Annotated in this window: 20 protein-coding genes, 1 tRNA gene and 1 pseudogene; 11 read left to right on the top strand and 11 right to left on the bottom strand. The window is 58.5% G+C overall.

All coding sequences use genetic code 11. The annotated features are described in order from the left end of the window. The first annotated feature begins 9 nt into the window (after window positions 1-9). Window positions 10-804, top strand: coding sequence for a c-type cytochrome (locus tag ACFOFO_RS03105; RefSeq protein ID WP_390326157.1), 795 nt, complete (start codon window positions 10-12; stop codon window positions 802-804). A gap of 282 nt (window positions 805-1,086) precedes the next feature. On the opposite strand, the gene ACFOFO_RS03100 is transcribed toward ACFOFO_RS03105, so the two are convergent. From ACFOFO_RS03100 to ACFOFO_RS03080, 5 genes and pseudogenes are all read right to left on the bottom strand, one after another. Then, window positions 1,087-2,325 carry a hypothetical protein gene (locus ACFOFO_RS03100; RefSeq protein WP_390326155.1) on the bottom strand — a complete coding sequence of 413 codons (1,239 nt, stop codon included), beginning with the start codon at window positions 2,323-2,325 and terminating at the stop codon, window positions 1,087-1,089. A gap of 151 nt (window positions 2,326-2,476) precedes the next feature. Next, window positions 2,477-3,181 (bottom strand): hypothetical protein, encoded by a 705-nt coding sequence (locus ACFOFO_RS03095; protein WP_390330835.1) that lies wholly within the window; start codon window positions 3,179-3,181, stop codon window positions 2,477-2,479. 126 nt (window positions 3,182-3,307) lie between these two features. Beyond that, on the bottom strand, window positions 3,308-3,835 hold the full coding sequence (locus ACFOFO_RS03090; protein WP_390330833.1) for a hypothetical protein: 528 nt from the start codon (window positions 3,833-3,835) through the stop codon (window positions 3,308-3,310). After that, on the bottom strand, window positions 3,832-4,110 hold the full coding sequence (locus ACFOFO_RS03085) for a DnaJ domain-containing protein (protein WP_390330831.1): 279 nt from the start codon (window positions 4,108-4,110) through the stop codon (window positions 3,832-3,834). The genes ACFOFO_RS03090 and ACFOFO_RS03085 overlap by 4 nt, the downstream gene beginning before the upstream one ends. Before the next feature lie 450 nt (window positions 4,111-4,560). Continuing rightward, window positions 4,561-4,716: pseudogene (locus ACFOFO_RS03080) on the bottom strand (sugar ABC transporter permease); the annotation flags it as partial. Window positions 4,717-4,728: 12 nt separating this feature from the next. Between ACFOFO_RS03080 and ACFOFO_RS03075 the strand changes: the two are divergent. Continuing rightward, the gene (locus tag ACFOFO_RS03075; RefSeq protein ID WP_390326147.1) at window positions 4,729-5,136 is read left to right on the top strand and encodes a carbohydrate ABC transporter permease; all 408 of its coding nucleotides are present in this window, start codon (window positions 4,729-4,731) and stop codon (window positions 5,134-5,136) included. Window positions 5,137-5,174: 38 nt separating this feature from the next. Here the strand turns inward: ACFOFO_RS03075 and ACFOFO_RS03070 are convergent, their stop codons facing one another. Both ACFOFO_RS03070 and ACFOFO_RS03065 read right to left on the bottom strand, forming a co-directional pair. After that, the gene (locus ACFOFO_RS03070; RefSeq protein ID WP_390330829.1) at window positions 5,175-5,804 is read right to left on the bottom strand and encodes a LysE family translocator; all 630 of its coding nucleotides are present in this window, start codon (window positions 5,802-5,804) and stop codon (window positions 5,175-5,177) included. A gap of 195 nt (window positions 5,805-5,999) precedes the next feature. Further along, window positions 6,000-6,659 (bottom strand): class I SAM-dependent methyltransferase, encoded by a 660-nt coding sequence (locus ACFOFO_RS03065; RefSeq protein ID WP_390326145.1) that lies wholly within the window; start codon window positions 6,657-6,659, stop codon window positions 6,000-6,002. Between the two features lie 355 nt (window positions 6,660-7,014). Between ACFOFO_RS03065 and ACFOFO_RS03060 the strand changes: the two genes are divergently transcribed. From ACFOFO_RS03060 to ACFOFO_RS03035, 6 genes are all read left to right on the top strand, one after another. Further along, entirely contained in the window at window positions 7,015-7,485 is a 471-nt protein-coding gene (locus ACFOFO_RS03060) for a VOC family protein (protein WP_390330827.1), read from the top strand. A gap of 314 nt (window positions 7,486-7,799) precedes the next feature. Then, window positions 7,800-8,132 (top strand): thioredoxin family protein, encoded by a 333-nt coding sequence (locus ACFOFO_RS03055; RefSeq protein WP_390326143.1) that lies wholly within the window; start codon window positions 7,800-7,802, stop codon window positions 8,130-8,132. Window positions 8,133-8,321: 189 nt separating this feature from the next. Continuing rightward, complete coding sequence (gene cysT / locus ACFOFO_RS03050) at window positions 8,322-9,200, top strand: sulfate ABC transporter permease subunit CysT (protein WP_390326142.1); 879 nt, start codon at window positions 8,322-8,324, stop codon at window positions 9,198-9,200. Window position 9,201: 1 nt separating this feature from the next. Beyond that, window positions 9,202-10,143: a sulfate ABC transporter permease subunit CysW gene (gene cysW, locus ACFOFO_RS03045; RefSeq protein ID WP_390330825.1), complete on the top strand. Its 942-nt coding sequence runs from the start codon at window positions 9,202-9,204 to the stop codon at window positions 10,141-10,143. A gap of 2 nt (window positions 10,144-10,145) precedes the next feature. Beyond that, on the top strand, window positions 10,146-11,216 hold the full coding sequence (locus ACFOFO_RS03040) for a sulfate/molybdate ABC transporter ATP-binding protein (protein WP_390326140.1): 1,071 nt from the start codon (window positions 10,146-10,148) through the stop codon (window positions 11,214-11,216). A gap of 129 nt (window positions 11,217-11,345) precedes the next feature. Then, window positions 11,346-12,272: a CysB family HTH-type transcriptional regulator gene (locus tag ACFOFO_RS03035; protein ID WP_390326139.1), complete on the top strand. Its 927-nt coding sequence runs from the start codon at window positions 11,346-11,348 to the stop codon at window positions 12,270-12,272. Window positions 12,273-12,301: 29 nt separating this feature from the next. Here the strand turns inward: ACFOFO_RS03035 and ACFOFO_RS03030 are convergent, their stop codons facing one another. From ACFOFO_RS03030 to ACFOFO_RS03015, 4 genes are all read right to left on the bottom strand, one after another. Then, entirely contained in the window at window positions 12,302-13,348 is a 1,047-nt protein-coding gene (locus ACFOFO_RS03030; protein WP_390326137.1) for a quinone-dependent dihydroorotate dehydrogenase, read from the bottom strand. 103 nt (window positions 13,349-13,451) lie between these two features. Beyond that, the gene (locus ACFOFO_RS03025; protein ID WP_390326135.1) at window positions 13,452-14,177 is read right to left on the bottom strand and encodes an arginyltransferase; all 726 of its coding nucleotides are present in this window, start codon (window positions 14,175-14,177) and stop codon (window positions 13,452-13,454) included. A 58-nt stretch (window positions 14,178-14,235) separates the two neighbouring features. Beyond that, on the bottom strand, window positions 14,236-14,955 hold the full coding sequence (aat, locus tag ACFOFO_RS03020) for a leucyl/phenylalanyl-tRNA--protein transferase (protein WP_390326133.1): 720 nt from the start codon (window positions 14,953-14,955) through the stop codon (window positions 14,236-14,238). Between the two features lie 164 nt (window positions 14,956-15,119). Further along, on the bottom strand, window positions 15,120-15,695 hold the full coding sequence (locus tag ACFOFO_RS03015) for an NUDIX hydrolase (protein WP_390330823.1): 576 nt from the start codon (window positions 15,693-15,695) through the stop codon (window positions 15,120-15,122). 161 nt (window positions 15,696-15,856) lie between these two features. Between ACFOFO_RS03015 and ACFOFO_RS03010 the strand changes: the two genes are divergently transcribed. The 3 genes from ACFOFO_RS03010 to rluB all read left to right on the top strand — a co-directional run bounded on the left by ACFOFO_RS03010 (window position 15,857) and on the right by rluB (window position 19,042). Beyond that, window positions 15,857-15,933 (top strand) — tRNA-Met (locus ACFOFO_RS03010). A gap of 414 nt (window positions 15,934-16,347) precedes the next feature. Beyond that, entirely contained in the window at window positions 16,348-17,193 is an 846-nt protein-coding gene (gene scpB / locus ACFOFO_RS03005; protein WP_390326131.1) for an SMC-Scp complex subunit ScpB, read from the top strand. Further along, window positions 17,180-19,042, top strand: coding sequence for a 23S rRNA pseudouridine(2605) synthase RluB (gene rluB / locus ACFOFO_RS03000; protein WP_390330822.1), 1,863 nt, complete (start codon window positions 17,180-17,182; stop codon window positions 19,040-19,042). The genes scpB and rluB overlap by 14 nt, the downstream gene beginning before the upstream one ends. The last annotated feature ends 21 nt before the right edge of the window (window positions 19,043-19,063 follow it).

Raw genomic sequence — 19,063 nt, 5'->3', positions numbered from 1 at the left:
ACTGCAGCTATGACGCTCACTCAGGTTCGCGATCTCTACGCTCCACCGGATTGGCATCCTGGCGATCACCCGCCGATGCCGACAGTCGTTGGGCGCGGGAGAAAACCGGATGTGTTTGCCTGCGGCTACTGCCATTATCCGAATGGTCAAGGTCGCCCTGAAAACGCCAGCCTTGCCGGTCTAAGCGCCGGCTACATCACGCAGCAAATGGCGGATTACAAGAACGGTTTGCGAAAGAGTTCGGAACCGAACATGAAGCCGCCGGCATTGATGATTGCCAACGCAAAGAGCGTCACCGAGGAAGACATAAAAATTTCCGCCCAATATTTTGCCAGCATAAAATACAAGCCTTGGATCCGAGTCGTCGAAACGCAGACCGTACCGAAGACCTTCGTGGCGGGCTTTATGCATGTTCCCTTAGAGGGAGCAGGAATGGAAGCGATCGGTCAGCGCATTATCGAAGTAGCAGAAGACTTGGCACGGACCTCCCTTCGCGATCCAAAGTCTGGATTCATCGCATACGTTCCGATAGGGAGCATAAAGAAAGGCGAGAAGCTGGTAATCAATGGCGGACGCGGCACGACGACAATGTGTGTAACCTGCCATGGTCAGGACCTAAAAGGCCGCGGGGATATACCACCGCTGGCGGGTCGCTCGCCGAGTTATACCTTACGCCAGTTGTACGACTTCCAGAGCGGGGCCCGCGCAGGGCAGCTAAGCTCACAGATGAAGGAGAGCGTTGCTAACCTAACCATGGACGATATGGTGTCGATTGCCGCATATACGGCTTCGCGCGACCCCTGAAAAATATCACTCCGAAACTCCCTGCTGCGCTCTGAAGGTTTTTCTGAAGCCATTTTGACAGATGACGAAGGGTGGCAAAAATCATGCATCGGTATGTGGTGACTGTGTTATTTGCCGCAAGTAATTTCACTAGCGGTGAGCTTGGTACGGGAAAGTCCCTTTCTTTCGTCTGACCGCAGCCGGGCTACCTGTAGGAGCCATGAAGCTCCTGCATCGTTTACCAGTTTATGGTTCCCGAATAGCCAATAATTGGGTCCCGCTACACTGGTCGTCGCGGAGCTTTTATGCTTGCGCGCTCTTCGGATTTTTTACCTTGGTACTGACGTTGCAATTCTCGGCCAAAAACCGCATCGCCCGCACATAGGTCGTGTCCGACTCATCAAGCAGCCTCTCCATCGCCTCTGGCAAGAATTCCTCGTCCCAGAGCGCCACTAAGTTGTGCTTGATCTCAAACGGCGCCGACTGCTCGATGAAAGTCGAGACTGCCGCGCTATCAAATCCATTTTTACGGACCCGACGCAACATCGCGCGAGCCTCAACGTCTGACAGCGTCGTCTTTGGTTTCACACCTGCAGCCAGGCACATGAAGAGCGTGAGGCGGGAGTAGGGATCCTCCTTGCCGCCAGTCGCTTCGTGCCATTCCTTCGATACAAACGCATCGAAGCTGTCGACGTCCTCCAGTCCGGTTTCGCGCATGAAGTAACGCGACTCAAAGACATTCAGCAAACCGTCGAGCGCCATGGCGGGATTGAGCAGCAACGGCGCGTCGTGTTTTTCCATCTCGCGCCGGATTCCGTCGGCGATCTCTGTGTATTCATCTGGAACGTCATGCAACACTGCCTTTGGAATGCGCATCTTGCCGCTGGCCAGAACCTTTGATCGGACAGCCTCGACCAGTTTGGCAAATTGACTCCGACTCGCGCATCGCTGCTCGCCACCGAATCGCACCAGGATCGCGGTGCGGATCACTGTGTCGACGGCAATGAAATCGAGCGACGATCGCGCTACGCCCATGTCATCGGCAAACCAGAGCGCTGCATTCATGATTGCGGCGTTGTCTTGCCGTCGCTTGAGTTCTTTCCTGTAGGCGCCCAACGAAAACGGTTTCGTCAGGGTGCGCTGATTCTGGAAGTCCTTGAGTGACTGCCCTTTTATGTCGCCGTAGACGGTGGATTCAGGCATCGCGTGCAATTTTTTCAGCATGTCGTTGCCGCTGCGCGAATGAAACAGGAGGGTGTTGTCTTGCAGCGAGCGGGCCGCCTGTTCCAAATCGTTGCCGTAACTGTCTTCAAGATAAAGACTCACCAGGCTGACAATTCGTTTGCGCGCATTCTCAAGATCGGCGTAGAGGTGGCTGGTCCCGAAATGATCGGCGACCTGCACCGTACCCTTGGCGCCGTCGCTGATGATGGCATGGCATTTTGCGGGGTCGATGATGCCGTGCAGCACGCCAAAACAAAGCGCCTTTTCGAAAAAAGGTCGCTTATCGACGAGCGCAATGTGCTGTTTGTTGTCGGTCATGAGTAGCAGGGTAGGGGCGGCCGGGTTGCAAGGTCGAGCTCGAGGGTGAGGTCGAGGATGAGGTCGATGGGCGTCAGAAAAATCCCTTCGCTGCGCACAATGGAGCCTTGCTAGTCGCGCAGCGCTCCTGTGCGCAGGTGCGGTTGCCGCGCTACAGCGCCGACTCCTCCGATTGGTCGAGGCTAACTTTGGTTTCCTTAGCGACGATTTTGGGTTCCGACAAATCGAGCTCGGTCCTTTGCTGTTCCTCGTTCTCCAGCTCGGCTTCCAGCCGCAAGCGTGTCTTCAACCGGGTTTTCAGAACGGGCAGGATCTGTTCGAACATATCGAGGTGTTCATGCTTGAGCAACCACGTCAGCTCGCGCCAGTCGTGGTCGCTCGCCTCGGAGCGTTCAACTTCATCACTGTCTTCAGTGTGATAGTGGTTGAAGGTGCCGAACTGCGCGAAATGGACGACTGCCTCGTCGCGATCGGATAAATAGTCGACTAACGCTTCGCAGCCACCGTCAATGTCGCCGATCGCATCGAGGAAGTCACCGGTTTGCGCATTGTCACGGAACAAGACCGCATTGATCATGCCGCGCAGATGGGCATGGGTATGGTCGCCGTAGAGTTTTTCCATCACCATGGCGCGGGCGAACTGCTCCGGCGTCACCAGCAGGTTCACTACCGACTCCTTGGACGTGTCGTATTCGCGAATGACCGCGAGCAGATCTTTTGGCGGCAGCTCCTCGAGCACCGCGACCAGCGCGCGATCGCCCTCTGTTTCTGCCAGAGAGACTAGTGCGAATTCTGCACCGGCAATATCACCGGCGCGGACCAGATTTGCTGCTTTCACCACGAGTGAATGTGACATGAACTATTAATCTATAAAAATGGTTGATAGGAATCTTGTATCCAGCCCATGTGAACGGGCGTAACAGCCAGTAGCGCCGGCACCGAAGCCTGCACTACTTTCCCGTTGTTTCAAGTGGGCTCAGCCCTAGCCGCGTCGATCGAAACCCTGCTCGGCAAGCCAGTCGGCGCCGGCTTCTTCCAGATCCTGCTCTTCTTCGTCATCGCCCGGTTCGGACTCGGCTGGGTCGTGTGTGTCATCGTCACGCGCATCGCCGTAGTTGATGACGGGTTTTCCATGAAGATATTCGAGGCAAACGGCGGTGATCAGAAAGCGCTCGCCGCCGCGTTCCTTGAGCGCTGTTTCCGCGAGTTTTTTGGTCGACGCTTCGAAATGCACGGCGTGCGCCAAATCGTCCCACGCCGGGAATTCATCCGGCTCGGTGGTTGACAGCAGGTACATAGCCTGCAGATTGAGAAACGTCACGCCACCATGGAACGCGACTGCGACCATTTCGGGAGCGCTGTCGATCATCGGCATCAGCAACGGGAATTGTGATCGCTTGTCTCTCAACCTCGCTGCCAGTACGTTGTTGCCCTCGGAGTCGTTTTGCAAGTCTTCAAGCTCGACTTGATAGGACTTTTTCAAGTCTTCAAAGAAATAGGAAAGGGTCATTGCAAGGCTTTGTTCATGTAGGTTGTCCAGATTTCTTGCGCGGTTTCAAGCGGGTTCTCCAGCAAGCTTCGACGCCGGTTTTCGTCGTAATCGCGGCGTTTTAGTGGATCGGACAGGAGGTCATAGGCCTCCTGAATTTCCCGAAACCTGACGGCAGCATCGTGCGCAAGGTTCTTGTCAGGATGAAACTCTGATGCCTTCTTACGATAGGCATTTTTTATCGCGGCATTCGACGCATCGCTGTCTATGCCGAGAACGGCGTAATGGTTGTTCATGCGTCCTTAGGTGTTGCTGATTATGTAGTGAAAGCCAATCTCGAGGCTGCGATGGGTCCATTTTGCGGCACCTGCGCGTTAATGCACCCATCGCAGGCGGGCGCTTTGCTGCACGAGTTGCGTGCCACACCAAGCGTATCGATACTTTCATCACCCCGATCTTAGGCCACGCGCTACCTCATGGGAACAGGTTCTATAGTCGCTGGCGTCGACGCCAAGGATTATTGCTTACTGGAAATTTCTTGGAAGGGCAATAAACATAAATAAGGAGGGAAGGATACAGGAGGCATGAAGGCAAGTCGATTTGGTCCGATTTGACCGTGCTCAGTGTTGGCATGTTTTACTCTACGCCTAGAGCGAAAACGTGCGCGCAACGGGTCAATACCTACGTCCGTGGGTACAGATAATGCACGTTTACCGGACATCACCCACACATCATCCCCCCGCCGAACCGGCACCATCCATCGCCGCCGCATCGTGGATATCCTGCGGAATCCTACTCAAGCCGGCCAGGATGATCACCGTCGCCAGCGGCAGCAGGCGCCACACGTCGACCAGGATGATCGACGCCATCGCCAGATTCGGCTGGCCGAGCCAGATCGGCCAGACGGGTCGCTGGTGCTGGTGTATCCGAGTTTCACGGTGCCGTTCTGCACCTGGCTGATGATGGGGTTCTTCAAGGCCGTGCCGCGCGATATCGAGGAAGCGGCGATGATGGACGGCCTGAGCCGCTTCGGTGCATTTCTGAAAGTCGTGGTGCCGGTGTCGTCGGCGGGGATCCTGACCGTCATCATTTTCACGCTCACCCTGGTGATGCAGGAATTCATCTACGCCCTGACCTTCATCACCAGTTCATCGCAATACACGGTGAGCGTCGGCGTGCCGACTTTCTTGGTACGTGGCGACGTGTATTTCTGGGGTTCGCTAATGGGGGCCTGCCTGATCGTGAGTGTACCGATCGCGGTACTTTACAATTTCTTCGTGGACCGTTTCGTCGCGGGATTCACCGTCGGTGCGATCAAGTGATTCGGTTACTTGCGATTGTTATGCACCCCAGCTTTGCCTTAGCGGGAAACAATTAGCCGCAATCCCAGCGCCACAAAAATTGTCCCAGCGGTGCGGTCGAGCCATAACCCGGCACGCGGATGACGGTTCAGCCATTGCCCCACCGTGCCGGAGAAATACCCCAATAACCCGAATAGCACCGCAGCTTGTAGCGTAAATGTCAGTCCCAACTGCGCGGTCTGCCAGCCCACATTGCCATTTTCGGCGATGACAAACTGGGGCAGGAAGGACAAAAAGAACAACACGACCTTGGGATTGATGCTGTTCGCAAACAGACCCTTGACGAATAATTTGCGCGGCGATTCGGTCGGCGCCTTGCTGCTGTCCACTTTCGTGCCGCCGCGACTGCACAATGCCTGAATGCCCAGCCAGATCAGGTAGAGGCCGCCGCACACCTTCAGCGTGATGAACGCAACCGGTGACGCGGCAATCAACGCGCTGACGCCGACGGTTGCCAGTATCGTGTGGTTCAGGCAACCCAACGCACAGCCAAGACCGAATGCCATGCCCTGCGTGCGTCCGCGCGAAATGCCGACACCCAGAACCATCAGATTGTCCGGCCCCGGCGAGATCGTGATCAGCATGGCGGCAAGTAGAAAACCAATAAACTGCTCCGGGATGAGTAACATGGGCTACCTTGGTATCTATATATCGGACCGGAATAGTACAACGCGCAACGCCTACTCCAGCCAAGCGGGAGGAATTGTCATCAGCGCTTTCGCGAACCGGAAAAACCGGCGCATACCAGACATCCGGTGTTAATACGGTTGGCCACAACGGCGGAGGCGCGTCTTCGCGGCATTATTGGTCCGACGCTGACAATATCAACGCTTCCTGGCGAGGGTCAGGCCGTCACCGACCGGCAACATCGAAAGCTCGATCCGCGCATCGCCGAGGAGCTTGCGATTGAGCGCCTGGATCGCCGCCGTGTCGACATCCTCGGCCGGTCGCGCGACACGACCGCCCCACAGCACGTTGTCGATGGCGATCAAGCCTCCGTGGCGCAATAACGTCAGGCAGCGCTCGTAATACGCATCATAGTTGGCCTTGTCGGCGTCGATGAAGGCGAAGTCGAAATGGCCTGCCTGGCTCTCGGCGATCAGCGTGTCGAGCGTGTCGACGGCCGGCGCGAGACGCAAATCGATCTTGTGCGCCACCCCGGCTTTTTCCCAATAAGTGCGACCGACGTCGGTGAACTCCTGACTCACATCGCAGGCAATGATGCGACCATCGTGCGGCAACGCCAATGCTACCGCAAGGGCACTGTAGCCAGTGAACACGCCGATCTCGAGAGTCCTGCGGGCGCCGATCAGATTGATGAGCAGCATCATGAACTGGCCTTGCTCGGGGGATATCTGCATGCCCGCGAGTGGATGGCTGTGCGTGACGGCGCGCAGTTCGGCCTGGACCGGATGCTCACGCAGAGAGGCATCCAACAGATATTGGTACAGAGTATCGTCCAGGTTAAGTGTGCGGTCAGACATGGCGCTATCCCATCGATGGAGCAAGTCGAAAAAATCATCACCTGCCGTCATTGGACGCGCATTTATATCGGCCGGTTCAGCCAGCTAGTATCCGTATCGAATCAGGCTCGCGATGCGCTGAATGCATACGGTGTAGTCGATCCCGATAGTTGCCGGCGACTGAAGCATGCGACCGGCGAGTAGATCATTACCAGCGCCAGACCGGCAAAGTCACTGCGTTACCGAAATTTCGCAAATGTATCTTTGAAAAATATACTAACCTGTCGTCTTGGCGGGTCCAAAGCCGCACAGTTCGGCGCCAAGCCGTACCTGCCATACCCCCGGATCCACTAACTTTTCTCACAGGAGGTCAACCATGCCGCAAGTGAAGTCTATCCCCGAAGGTATGCACACGGTCACGCCACACTTGGTGTGTGCCGGCGCGGCCGATGCCATCGAGTTTTACAAAAAAGCGTTCAATGCAGTGGAAATGGGGCGGATGCCGGGGCCACAGGGCAAACTCATGCACGCCATGATCCGTATCGGCGATTCCTCCATCATGCTGGTCGACGAGTTTCCGGACTGGGGCTCATTCGGACCGAAGTCGCTCAAAGGATCGCCAGTCACGATCCACCTCTACGTCGACGACGTCGACGCGGTCGTCGAACGTGCCGTCGGCGCGGGCGCGAAGATCACCATGCCGATCGAGGACATGTTCTGGGGCGATCGGTATGGCAAGCTCGAAGACCCGTTTGGTCATAGTTGGTCGGTTGCAACACATATGCGCGATGTCAGCCCGGAAGAAATGCAACAGGCGATGCAGAAAATGGGCAGTGCACCAGCATAGGAATTGCCGGGCAGGGCGGCACTTGACGGCATGATCCGGGTGAAATCAAAGGACAATGTTATTGAGTGGCTGCCGAGCCGTGCGGCTTCGGGTTCGTCCAAGCGAGAACCCGGAGCCACAGCGCTCGGCCAACCCTGTGATTGCGAGTGTGTTGTTGCTTACAAGTACACAGGCGTATGAATCCGGATTGCCTTGGTCCACGCCGCACGCTGGGATGGGCCGCGTGTCGATTGATACCGAGACAGTTCGCGCCGATTCGCAAATGGTTGAATGGTTGTTAACGGAAGAAGTGCGCAAGATAAGAGAATGGCAACATGACAATGAACGACAGATATGCGTCGATTGAACCGGCGCGTGCAGAAATCGATAGGCTCGACGGGCCAACCGTGATCGAATTTGGTACCTCTTGGTGCGGCTATTGTCAGGCCGCCCAACCGCTGCTTGCCACTGCCTTTGCTGAACGTCCTGAGGTACGTCACGTCAAGATTGAGGACGGCAAGGGCCGACCACTGGGGCGCTCGTTCCGGGTGACGCTGTGGCCGACCTTGGTGTTTCTTAGCAACGGCAGGGAAGTGGTGCGCCTGGTGCGGCCGGGCGACGCCAATGCGATTCGCCAAGCATTGGCGCAGATCGGGGCCGCCGACTAGCATCTGGGGGCGGTCTAGCGATGTTCTGCCTAAATGGTCAGTCCTGCCTTGGCCCATCTCCCCGTCTCCATCATCTTTCTTCGTATATTCAAAACCCGTCTATCGACATACCAAAAGATTCGTTCGCTTTATAACGATCAAATGTAATTATTGCTACTTGTTAGTCGTATTTGTAATAACGAGGGTTCGATGCAAGTCGCAATAATGCCAATCGCCGACAAAATAACGGCGCCAAAGGCCAGGATGACGCGGGTCATGCCCGGGTTCCGGCTCACGCTGGGCTTTACGCTGTTTTACCTCGGCCTGATCGTCCTGATTCCGCTGTCGGCGGTCTTTCTGAAGACATTCACGCTGAGCTGGGACGCTTTCTGGAGCGCGGTGACGTCGGAGCGCGTGCTGGCTTCTTATAAATTGAGTTTCGGCGCGTCGCTGATCGGCGCGTTGCTCAACGTATTGTTTGGCGGCGTCGTCGCATGGGTGCTGGTGCGCTACCGCTTCCCAGGCAAAAAAATCATCGATGCACTGGTCGACCTGCCGTTTGCGCTGCCGACCGCGGTGGCAGGGATTGCCTTAACTGCCTTGTATTCGAGCAACGGCTGGCTCGGACGTTACCTGGAGCCGGCCGGTATCAAGGTCGCCTTCACGCCGCTGGGTGTGGTGGTGGCATTGACTTTCATCGGCCTGCCGTTCGTGGTGCGCACCGTGCAGCCGGTGCTGGAAGATGCCGAGCGCGAATTGGAAGAGGCCGCCGTCAGTCTCGGCGCGAGCAACTGGCAGACCTTTGCCCGCGTCATTTTCCCGTCCGTGTTGCCGGCCCTGCTGACCGGTTTCGCGCTGGCGTTCGCCCGCGCCACCGGCGAATACGGCTCGGTCATCTTCATCGCAGGCAATATGCCGATGGTGTCGGAAATCACACCGCTCTTCATCATCACCAAGCTCGAACAGTACGATTATGCCGGCGCAACCGCGATTGCGCTGGTAATGCTGACCGCGTCGTTCCTGCTGTTGCTGAGCATCAATTTATTGCAAGCCTGGAGCCGTCAGCGCGGCCGGGCGGACAAGGTCTGACATGACTGCCATCGCATCTAACCCATTTGCCGGTCCGGCCCAGTTGCCGGAGGCCGTGCGTCCGCGCGGCGAACCGATTCCGATGCCGGCGGCGACGCTGGAACCGCTTTGGGTACGCGTCCTGCTGATCGGCGTCGCACTGACGTTTCTGACGCTATTCCTGTTCGTCCCGCTGGCTGCCGTATTTGCCGAGGCGCTGAAGAAAGGCTGGTCGGTGTACTTGGCTGCAATCATCGAGCCGGATGCCTTGGCGGCGATCCGTCTGACTTTGACGACCGCCGCAATCGCGGTGCCGCTGAACCTGGTGTTCGGGGTGGCCGCAGCGTGGACCATCGCCAAGTTCGAATTCCGTGGCAAGAGCATCCTGCTGACCCTGATCGACCTGCCTTTTTCGGTGTCGCCGGTAATTTCCGGGCTGATCTACGTGCTGCTGTTCGGCGCGCAAGGCTGGTTCGGACCGTGGCTGCGTGAACATGACATCAAGATACTGTTTGCGGTACCGGGTATCGTGCTGGCGACCATTTTTGTGACCTTTCCGTTCATTGCGCGTGAGCTGATTCCGCTGATGCAGTCACAGGGCAGCGAGGAGGAAGAGGCGGCACTGGTGTTGGGCGCTTCGGGATGGAAGACATTCTGGCACGTGACGTTGCCGAATATTAAGTGGGGTCTGCTGTATGGCGTCATCCTGTGCAATGCGCGGGCGATGGGCGAATTCGGCGCGGTGTCGGTGGTGTCCGGTCATATCCGCGGCGAGACCAATACGATCCCGCTGCAGGTGGAAATTTTGTACAACGAATACAACTTCTCTGCCGCGTTTGCGGTGGCCTCGCTGCTGGCATTGCTGGCGCTGGTGACGCTGGCATTGAAGTCCTTCATCGAATGGCGCTTGCATGATGTCAGTGCAGACATCGTGCCCCAGCACCCACAGTTTCAGGAGCAATGATCATGGCGATCGAAGTCAAGCAGATCAACAAGCGGTTCGGCGATTTCATCGCGCTCGATGAGGTATCGCTGAATTTTCCGGCCGGTGAACTGACCGCGCTGCTCGGTCCGTCCGGCTGCGGCAAAACCACCTTGCTGCGCATCATCGCCGGGCTGGAGCATCCGGATTCGGGGCAGGTCTTGCTGGATGGTGAGGACGCTGCGGCGCGTCATGTGCGGGAGCGCCAGGTCGGCTTCGTGTTTCAGCACTACGCGCTGTTCAAGCACATGACGGTATTCGAGAACATCGCATTCGGCTTGCGCGTCAAGCCGCGCAAAGTGCGACCGTCGGAAGCGCAGATTCGCGACAAGGTCACGCAATTGCTGGAATTGGTGCAGCTCGACTGGCTGGCCGATCGCACGCCGCCGCAGCTATCCGGCGGCCAGCGGCAACGCATCGCCCTGGCGCGCGCGCTGGCGGTCGAGCCCCGGGTGCTGCTGCTGGACGAGCCGTTCGGTGCGTTGGATGCCAAGGTGCGCAAGGAGTTGCGGCGCTGGTTGCGCCGCCTGCATGACGAGTTGCACGTGACCAGCATCTTCGTCACGCACGATCAGGAAGAGGCGCTGGAAGTGGCCGACCAGATCGTGCTGATGAACCGGGGTCGGGTCGAGCAGATCGGCGCGCCGGACGAGGTCTATAACCACCCGGCATCGCCCTTCGTGTACGGCTTTCTGGGTAACGTCAACCTGTTTCACGGTCGCGTGCATCAGGGAGTATTGGCGACCGGCGGCGCAAGTTTCGACGTGCCGTCCCATGCCGACGCGCAGGATGCGACCGGCATTGGCTATGTGCGGCCGCACGAGTTCGAGGTCGACCGCTATGCGCCCGGGGCGCAAGGGATCGTGGTGCAGTTGCGCCGCGCCCACGCGATAGGCCCGTTGGCGCAACTGGAACTGGAACGCGACGACAATGCGGAAATGATCGAGGCGGTGATATCGAATGAACGCTATGCGCACCTCAAGCTGAAAGAGGGTGAGACCTTGGTAGTGCGCCCAAAGCGCCTGCACGTATTCGTCGATGGCGTCACGCAATAGGGGGCATGGTCCACCCCGTGCCAGCGGCAATGCCATTCTCCGCGCACTCGGACCCTATCTGCGCGCGATGACAGGACCGTCAGAGATTGCGAATTAAAGATTGAAAACGGAATTTAAAGGCGGCTCATTATGAATTTTCAACAACTACGATCGATCCGCGAAGCCTCGCGCCGCGGTTATAACCTGACCGAAGTGGCGAATGTGCTGTTTACCTCGCAACCGGGCGTCAGCCGTCAGATCCGAGAGCTGGAAGAGGAACTCGGGGTCGATATTTTCGAGCGTAACGGCAAGCGCCTGACCGGGTTGACCGAACCGGGCAAGGGGATCTTGAAAATCATCGAGCGCTTGCTGATCGAGGCTGAAAATCTGCAGCAGGCCAGTCGTGAATATGCGGGTAAGACCAGCGGCACGCTGTCGGTCGCGACCACGCACACGCAGGCGCGATACGTGCTGCCGGAAGTGGTGCAGGGGTTTCGCGCCGCGTTCCCGGAGGTCCGGATCGCGCTGCAGCAGAGCGCACCGGAACATATCGCCGAATGGGTGCTGTCGGGTCGTACCGATATCGGCATCGCGACCGAGGGCCTGAGCCAGTTTCCCGATCTGGTGTCATTCCCGTGCTACCGCTGGAGCCATCTGATCGTGGTGCCGGAAGGGCATCCTTTGTTGGCGCACAACCCGGTGCGGCTGGAAGACTTGGCGGCGTATGCGCTCATCACCTACGACGTCGGTTTTACCGGCCGCAGCCACATCGACGAAGCGTTCGCCAAAGCCGGCCTCGAGCCCGATGTCGTATTGACTGCAATGGATTCCGACGTGATCAAGCAGTACGTGTCGCTTGGCTTGGGGGTCGGGCTGGTCGCCTCAATGGCGTTTGATCATGCCCGCGACCTAGGGTTGCGCGCGGTCGAGGCGACCCATCTGTTCGCGCCGAATGTGACGCGGCTGGCGGTGCGGCGAGGCACCTATCTGCGCTCGTATGCCTATGATTTCATTCTGCAGTTCGCGCCGGGCCTGACCCGCGCCGAGATTGAACGGGCGGTCAGCGGCGCCGAGTAATCACCCCGTAACCGCGTCCCCGCAACGTGTCATGCGTGCGGTTGGCGCAGCGCCGCCGCGCATTCGCGTATCAGCGCCGGGCCCTGGTAGATCAGGCCGCTGTATAACTGCACCAGGCTGGCGCCGGCATCGATCTTGGCCTTCGCGTCGGCGCCCGACAGGATGCCGCCGACGCCGATGATAGGCAGCGCGTCGCCCAGTTCTGCCTTCAGGCAACGGATCACGGCGGTCGACAGGTCGCGTACCGGCGCGCCGGACAGTCCACCCATCTCTTCGGCATGCGGCAAGCCCGCGACTGCATCGCGCGTGATCGTGGTATTGGTCGCAATCACGCCATCGATCTTGTGCCGCAGCAGCGCGTCAGCGATGTTTTTGATCTGCTCGCCATCGATATCGGGTGCGATCTTCAGCGTGATCGGCACATAGCGCTGATGCTGGTCGGCCAGCCGCTGTTGCCCGTCCTTCAGGCGCGACAGCAGTGCATCCAGTTCCGAGGCACCCTGCAGCTGACGCAGATTCTTGGTATTCGGCGACGAGACGTTCACCGTCACGTAACTTGCATACGGATATACCTTTTGCAGACACAACAGGTAGTCATCGGCCGCATTTTCGATCGGTGTGTCGGCGTTCTTGCCGATGTTCAGTCCGAGTACGCCTTCCTTGTTCTGGTAAAACTTCGACGCCTGCACATTGGCGACGAAGGCGTCGACGCCGCCATTGTTAAAGCCCATCCGATTGATGATGGCCTTGGCCGCGGGCAGGCGGAACATGCGCGGCCGTGCATTGCCGGGCTGCGCACGGGGTGTCACGGTCCCGACTTCGATGAAACCGAAGCCAAGGGCCGCCAGGCCGTCGATATAGGCGCCGTCCTTGTCCAGCCCGGCAGCCAGTCCCACCGGATTGGGAAACCGGATTCCCATCACATGACGCGCATCGGGCGCCGGGCGCGCCAGCAATTTGGCCAGTCCGCACGCAGCGGCGCGCTGCAATGCCGGCAAGGTCAGGTTGTGGGCGGCTTCCGGATCGAGCGAAAACAGCAGCGGGCGGGTCAGGGCGTACAGGAATTTGTCGGGCATGGATCGTCTTGGCGGCAGAGGGTGGGGAGTCGCGGGATGGCGCAGTGCCCATCGCACGATGGTGCAGCGGCATTTTACAGTGCCGGCCGGCAACGACAAAGCCCTAGGGTAATAGCTGCCACTGCCCCTGCTGCAACGCTTCGATCGGGCGAAAATTGATTTTGTAACCCATCTTGCGGCTCTGTTCGATCCAGTAGCCGAGATACACATAGGGCAGGCCAAGCTGGCGTGCCTGTTCGATCTGCCACAGCACGTTGTAGATGCCATAAGACGCGCCCGGTACATCGGGATCGTAGAAGGTATACACCGACGAGAAGCCGTCGTTCAGGATGTCGATGAGACTGACCATGCGCAAGCTGCCATCGCTTTCGCGGAACTCGACCAGCCGGGTGTTGACCCGGCTCTGCAGCAGGAATTGTGCATACTGGTCACGACTGTCCTGATCCATGCCGCCGCCTGCATGGCGTTGCGATTGGTACCGCAAATACAGCTCGTAGTGTTCCTGGGAGTATGCCAGCGTGGTGACCCAGGCAGTCAGATTGCCATGTTTGGACCATGCGCGGCGCTGGCTGCGGTTGGCATGAAACTCGGTCGTCCTGACGCGTACCGGAATGCAGGCATTGCATCCATCACAGTACGGTCGGTAGGTGAAGATGCCGCTGCGGCGGAAACCGCTTTTAACCAGTTCGGAATAGATATCGGCATTGATCAGATGCGACGGCGTCGCTACCTGCGAACGCGCCTGACGCCCATCCAGATAGCTGCATGAATATGGCGCCGTGGCGTAAAACTGCAAGGTGGCGAAAGGCAGATCCTGTAGGTGGCTCATACGGTTAGTTGTACCGGTCGGTCAAAAAACGGGATGAAACTTGCCCTAGTAGTAGACATCAGTCGAGCGCAATTGGTTGCCATTTCGAAATCGGCGGCTGATCGATCGCCCGCCGCAGTCGCTCGATGAATTGCTCACGCGGAATCGGGGTTGCGCCGAGCGAGGCCAGATGCGAGGTCTCCTGCTGGCAGTCTATCATTGCGACGCCGTTATTTCTCAGAAAATGCACCAGGTAAGCCAGCGCGATCTTGGATGCGTCACTGACCCGTGCGAACATCGATTCGCCATAAAACATGTGGCCGATGCAGACGCCATAGGCGCCACCCACCAGTTCGCTGTCAAGCCAGACTTCGGAGGAGTGTGCGTAGCCTTGGCAATGCAGTCCGCAGTAACCTTCGACAATCTGTTCCGAAATCCAGGTGCCGTCGCCATTGCTGCGGGCGGCGCAGGCGCGCATCACCTGTTCAAATGCGCTGTCGAATCGGATTTGCCAGCGGCCGTCGGATATGGTGCTTTGATGAAATTTCCGCAGGGTTTTTTTCAGGCTGTCGGAAATTTTGAATTGTTCGGTAAATAGCACCATGCGCGGATCGGTGCTCCACCACAGAATAGGCTGCTCGCCCGAAAACCACGGGAAAATCCCGTGCCGGTAGGCGTCCAACAGCCGCGCCGGCGACAGATCCGCGCCCGCGGCCAGCAAGCCGGCCGCGCCGTCGGCCGTGGTCAACGTCGTCGATACATCGGGAAACGGCGTGTCCGCCTCGAGCCAGGGAATCATCGCACCAACTCGCGTCGCAGCGGTTTGCGGTGCATCCTTTTGTGCTCCTGTTGCAAGGATATACTCATCTCAACGCGGCCATGTGCCGCATATATATCAACGGGAGTTTGAATATACCTCATGAAATGCAGGGTGGTCGGGTGACAAGCATAGACCTGCTTAGGTCAATAATCGCGCTGTCGCATCGAGGTCGTAATGTCGTGGGTGTGGAGCCCGTAGCTGCCGCCGTTTTTTAAGCTGGCGCGATCGGCGAAGAAAAATTTTAATGTCTGACCGACCGTCGGGAACGCGATCTGGTCCCACGGAATTTCAGATTCGGTGAACAGCTTGACTTCGAGGCTCTCGGTGCCCGCCGCATAATTGAGGTCGAGTAGGGTGGCACGGTAGAACATATGGACTTGATGCACGTGTGCCACGTTCAGCAAGGAAAACAGCTCATGTAATTCAATCCTGGCGCCGGCTTCTTCCGCGGTCTCGCGCAATGCGGCATCGGCGGTGGTCTCATTGTTTTCCATGAAGCCGGCCGGCAAGGTCCAATAGCCATGGCGCGGTTCGATCGCACGCCGGCACAGCAGGATGCGCGCCTCGCCATCCTGTTCCCAGACCGGGATCGACCCGATCACCATCTTCGGATTCTGGTAGTGAATTGCCCCGCAGTTGGCGCACACGTAACGCGGACGGTTGTCGTCCGGCGGTACGATCAGCGAGACGGGATGGGCGCATTCGGAACAATATTTCATAAGAGAAGGGCACAAGGATGATTGTATTGGCGGAACGCTGCGCGACGAGTTCGCAGAATAAATGCATGATGACGGATTTAATTAACAGTGTAGCACCGTCTTTCTACTCGCTGCGACGGTTGCGCTTTCGATCGATACGCTGTATCATTTGATAAATCAGACGCGGGGTGGAGCAGTCTGGCAGCTCGTCGGGCTCATAACCCGAAGGTCACAGGTTCAAATCCTGTCCCCGCAACCAAATTAGATGAAAAGCCACGCATCGCGTGGCTTTTTGTTATGCATGTGATGCAATTTTCAGTCCGTTGATTTGTCGATGTCGTTTTTTGAAAATCAAGGCGCTGTAATTATATTGATGTACAATTTACCGTGTTTGCAGAAGTGGCCGATCCTGTTGCGCTCCTAATGGCTGCAGATGGCTGGATGGATAAGCGAATACTCCTAATTCTTTAAACCCGGCGGCGTGCATCGGTGTAGTCAACCCGGCAAGCCGCGGCGGCAGACCCGATTCTGCCCCGATCTAATCTTGTCATTCCCGCCCATTTATACTTCCCCGTGGCGACGGAATGCGGCATCAACGAGTACTCCAGACGATAGACATTCATGATGTCATTCGTTGCACAACAACTCAGAACACAAGCCGACTATTTCGCACATGAATACTGCTGAGGCAAAAAAAGTCCTCGAAACTGCACTGCTTTGCGCCCATGAGCCGCTGTCGATCAACGCGATGAAGAAGCTCTTTGTCGAAGAAGGTGATGGCGAAGACATGGTCGGCGCCGATACCATCAAGCTGATGCTGGAAGACTTGCGCGGTGACTGGGCTGGCAAAGGGATCGAAGTGGTGAGCTTGTCGACCGGTTGGCGCTTTCAGAGTCGGCCCGAGATGAAGCTGTATCTGGATCGGCTGAATCCCGAGAAACCGCCGAAATATTCCCGTGCAACGCTCGAGACGCTGGCAATTGTCGCCTATCGCCAGCCGGTGACGCGCGGCGATATCGAGGAAATCCGTGGTGTCACGGTCAATTCGCAAACCATCAAGATGCTCGAAGACCGCGGCTGGATCGACGCGATCGGACATCGCGACGTACTGGGCCGACCGGCATTGTTTGCCACTACCAAACAGTTTCTGGACGACCTGGGTCTGACCTCGCTCGACCAGCTGCCGCCGTTGCAGCAGATCAGCAAAGGAGACGTGCAGGGCGGCATGCTGATGGAAATGCAGGCGCTGGAAGCGGGACTGCAAGCCAACCTGGACCAGTCGGCGATGGATTTCGCCGGCGATAATACCGTGAGTAACGTGACTGCCTCGGCAGCCGAATTTGCCGAGACGGTGTTAGCAATAGAGAGTGATCAAGTAACCGAAGACGCCGGGACCGAACCGGACCCGCATGCCGAGGCTGTACCAGCTGAGGCTCAACCCAACGACGCTGCGCCAGAACTATCGGTTGTCGCTGCGCCCGTTCAGCACAACCTAGAAACGAACAATGAATCCCAATGACATCAAAGATGCGCCGGTCGATCTGACCTCGGCTGAACCAAAAAAACCACGCGGACGTCCGCGTAAGACGGTCGCTTCGGCCACTCCGTCCGTTGACAATGTGCCGCCGGTTGAGGCCACCACCGAGGACAAGCCGGCCAAGCGCGGCGTGCGCGGTCCCCGCGCAGCACCGCGCGCGGGCGAGTCGGCCGCGATCGAAAACCAGTCGACGCAACAGGCCGAGGCGGCGCCGGTTGAGGCTACCTCAGAGGACAAGCCGGCCAAGCGCGGCGCGCGCGGTCCACGTGCACCCAGAGGCCCCCGCGCAGCACCGCGCTCAGGCGAATCGGCCGCGCCCGAAAACCAGTCGAGCCAACAGGCCGAGGCGGCGCCAGCGCAGAATATTCCGGGCGCCGCGGAGCAGAACGTGGTTGCCGGCGGCAGCGAGCCGCGCCCGGAGCGAGGTGAACGCAAAGCCCAGCATCCGAGGGGACCGCGAAAGCCCGATCGAGCACACAACAAGCATGGTAACCAGCCCGCGAGCTCGCCCAACCCGCAGCACAGCAACGGGCGCGGCAAAGGCAAGGCTCCGCCAGCCAGAGCCGGCAATGCCGAAGATGTATTTTCGTTCGTCACCTCCGATGCCTATGACGCGATCGCGGACAGTGCGGACAGCGGCGCGCAAGGACAACGAAACGGCCGTGCCGGCCAGAAAGGCGGTCGGCGCGACCTGACGGCCGACGACGACGCGCCGAAATTGCATAAGGTACTGGCTGAAGCAGGCCTTGGTTCGCGTCGCGACATGGAAGAGCTGATTGTTGCGGGGCGGGTTTCGGTCAATGGCGAGCCGGCCCATATCGGCCAACGCATCCTGCCGGCGGACCAGGTCCGCATCAACGGCAAGCTGATTCACCGTAAGGTCAGCAAGCGTCCGCCGCGAGTGTTGATCTATCACAAGCCGGCCGGAGAAATTGTCAGTCATGACGACCCGGATGGTCGCCCATCGGTATTCGATCGCTTGCCGACGATGAAGGCCGGCAAATGGCTGGCGGTCGGGCGACTCGATTTCAATACCGAGGGCCTGTTGTTGTTCACCACTTCGGGCGATCTGGCCAACCGACTGATGCATCCTCGTTACGGCATCGAGCGCGAATATGCGGTCCGTACGCTGGGCGAGCTGGAGCAGGGGATGCGGCAAAAATTGCTGGCCGGCGTTGAGCTCGATGACGGCGTGGCGCAATTTGCCAAAATCGCCGACGGCGGCGGCGAAGGCGTCAACAAATGGTACCGCGTCACGATCGGCGAAGGCCGCAACCGCGAGGTGCGCCGCATGTTCGAAGCGATCGGCCTGACCGTGTCACGTTTGATCCGCACGCGTTACGGTGCGATGACCTTGCCGCAAGGCCTGAAGCGCGGTCGGTGGGAAGAACTGGAAGAGAACGCGGTGCGGGATTTGCTGAAAGTCAGCGGACTGGACAAGATCGCGGCGCAGGACCAGCCGCTCAAGGGCCGGGGAGATCATCGGGGCCAGGGGCGTCCCGATCATCAAGGCCAGGGCCGTGCCATGCCCGGTGAGCCGCGCGGCATTAGCGGTTATGGCAGAGATCAGGGGCAGTCGCAAAATCCGGGCCGTGGACGCGGACCGGGCGGGCAGTCGGGGCAGGGGCAAGGGCAGGGGCAAGGGCAGGGGCAAGGGCAAGGGCAAGGGCAACAGCGCAGCCGGCAACCAGATCCTCTGCAGACGACGTTCGGCTTTGCCAATATGGGGCAGCCACGCCGTGGTTCTGGCCAGGGACGTGGCACTAATCAAGGCCAGGCACGCGGGCCGAATCAAGGCCCGGCAATGCCGCGCCGACGTCCACGAGGATGAAGTGCTTCGGGCGGTGCACGT

Source organism: Pseudundibacterium arcticum (genome assembly GCF_042646465.1).
Classification (GTDB): Bacteria; Pseudomonadota; Gammaproteobacteria; order Burkholderiales; family Burkholderiaceae_D; genus Undibacterium_A; species Undibacterium_A arcticum.
Note: the sequence above shows the minus strand (reverse complement) of the source record. Positions and strands in the feature narration are given on the sequence as shown.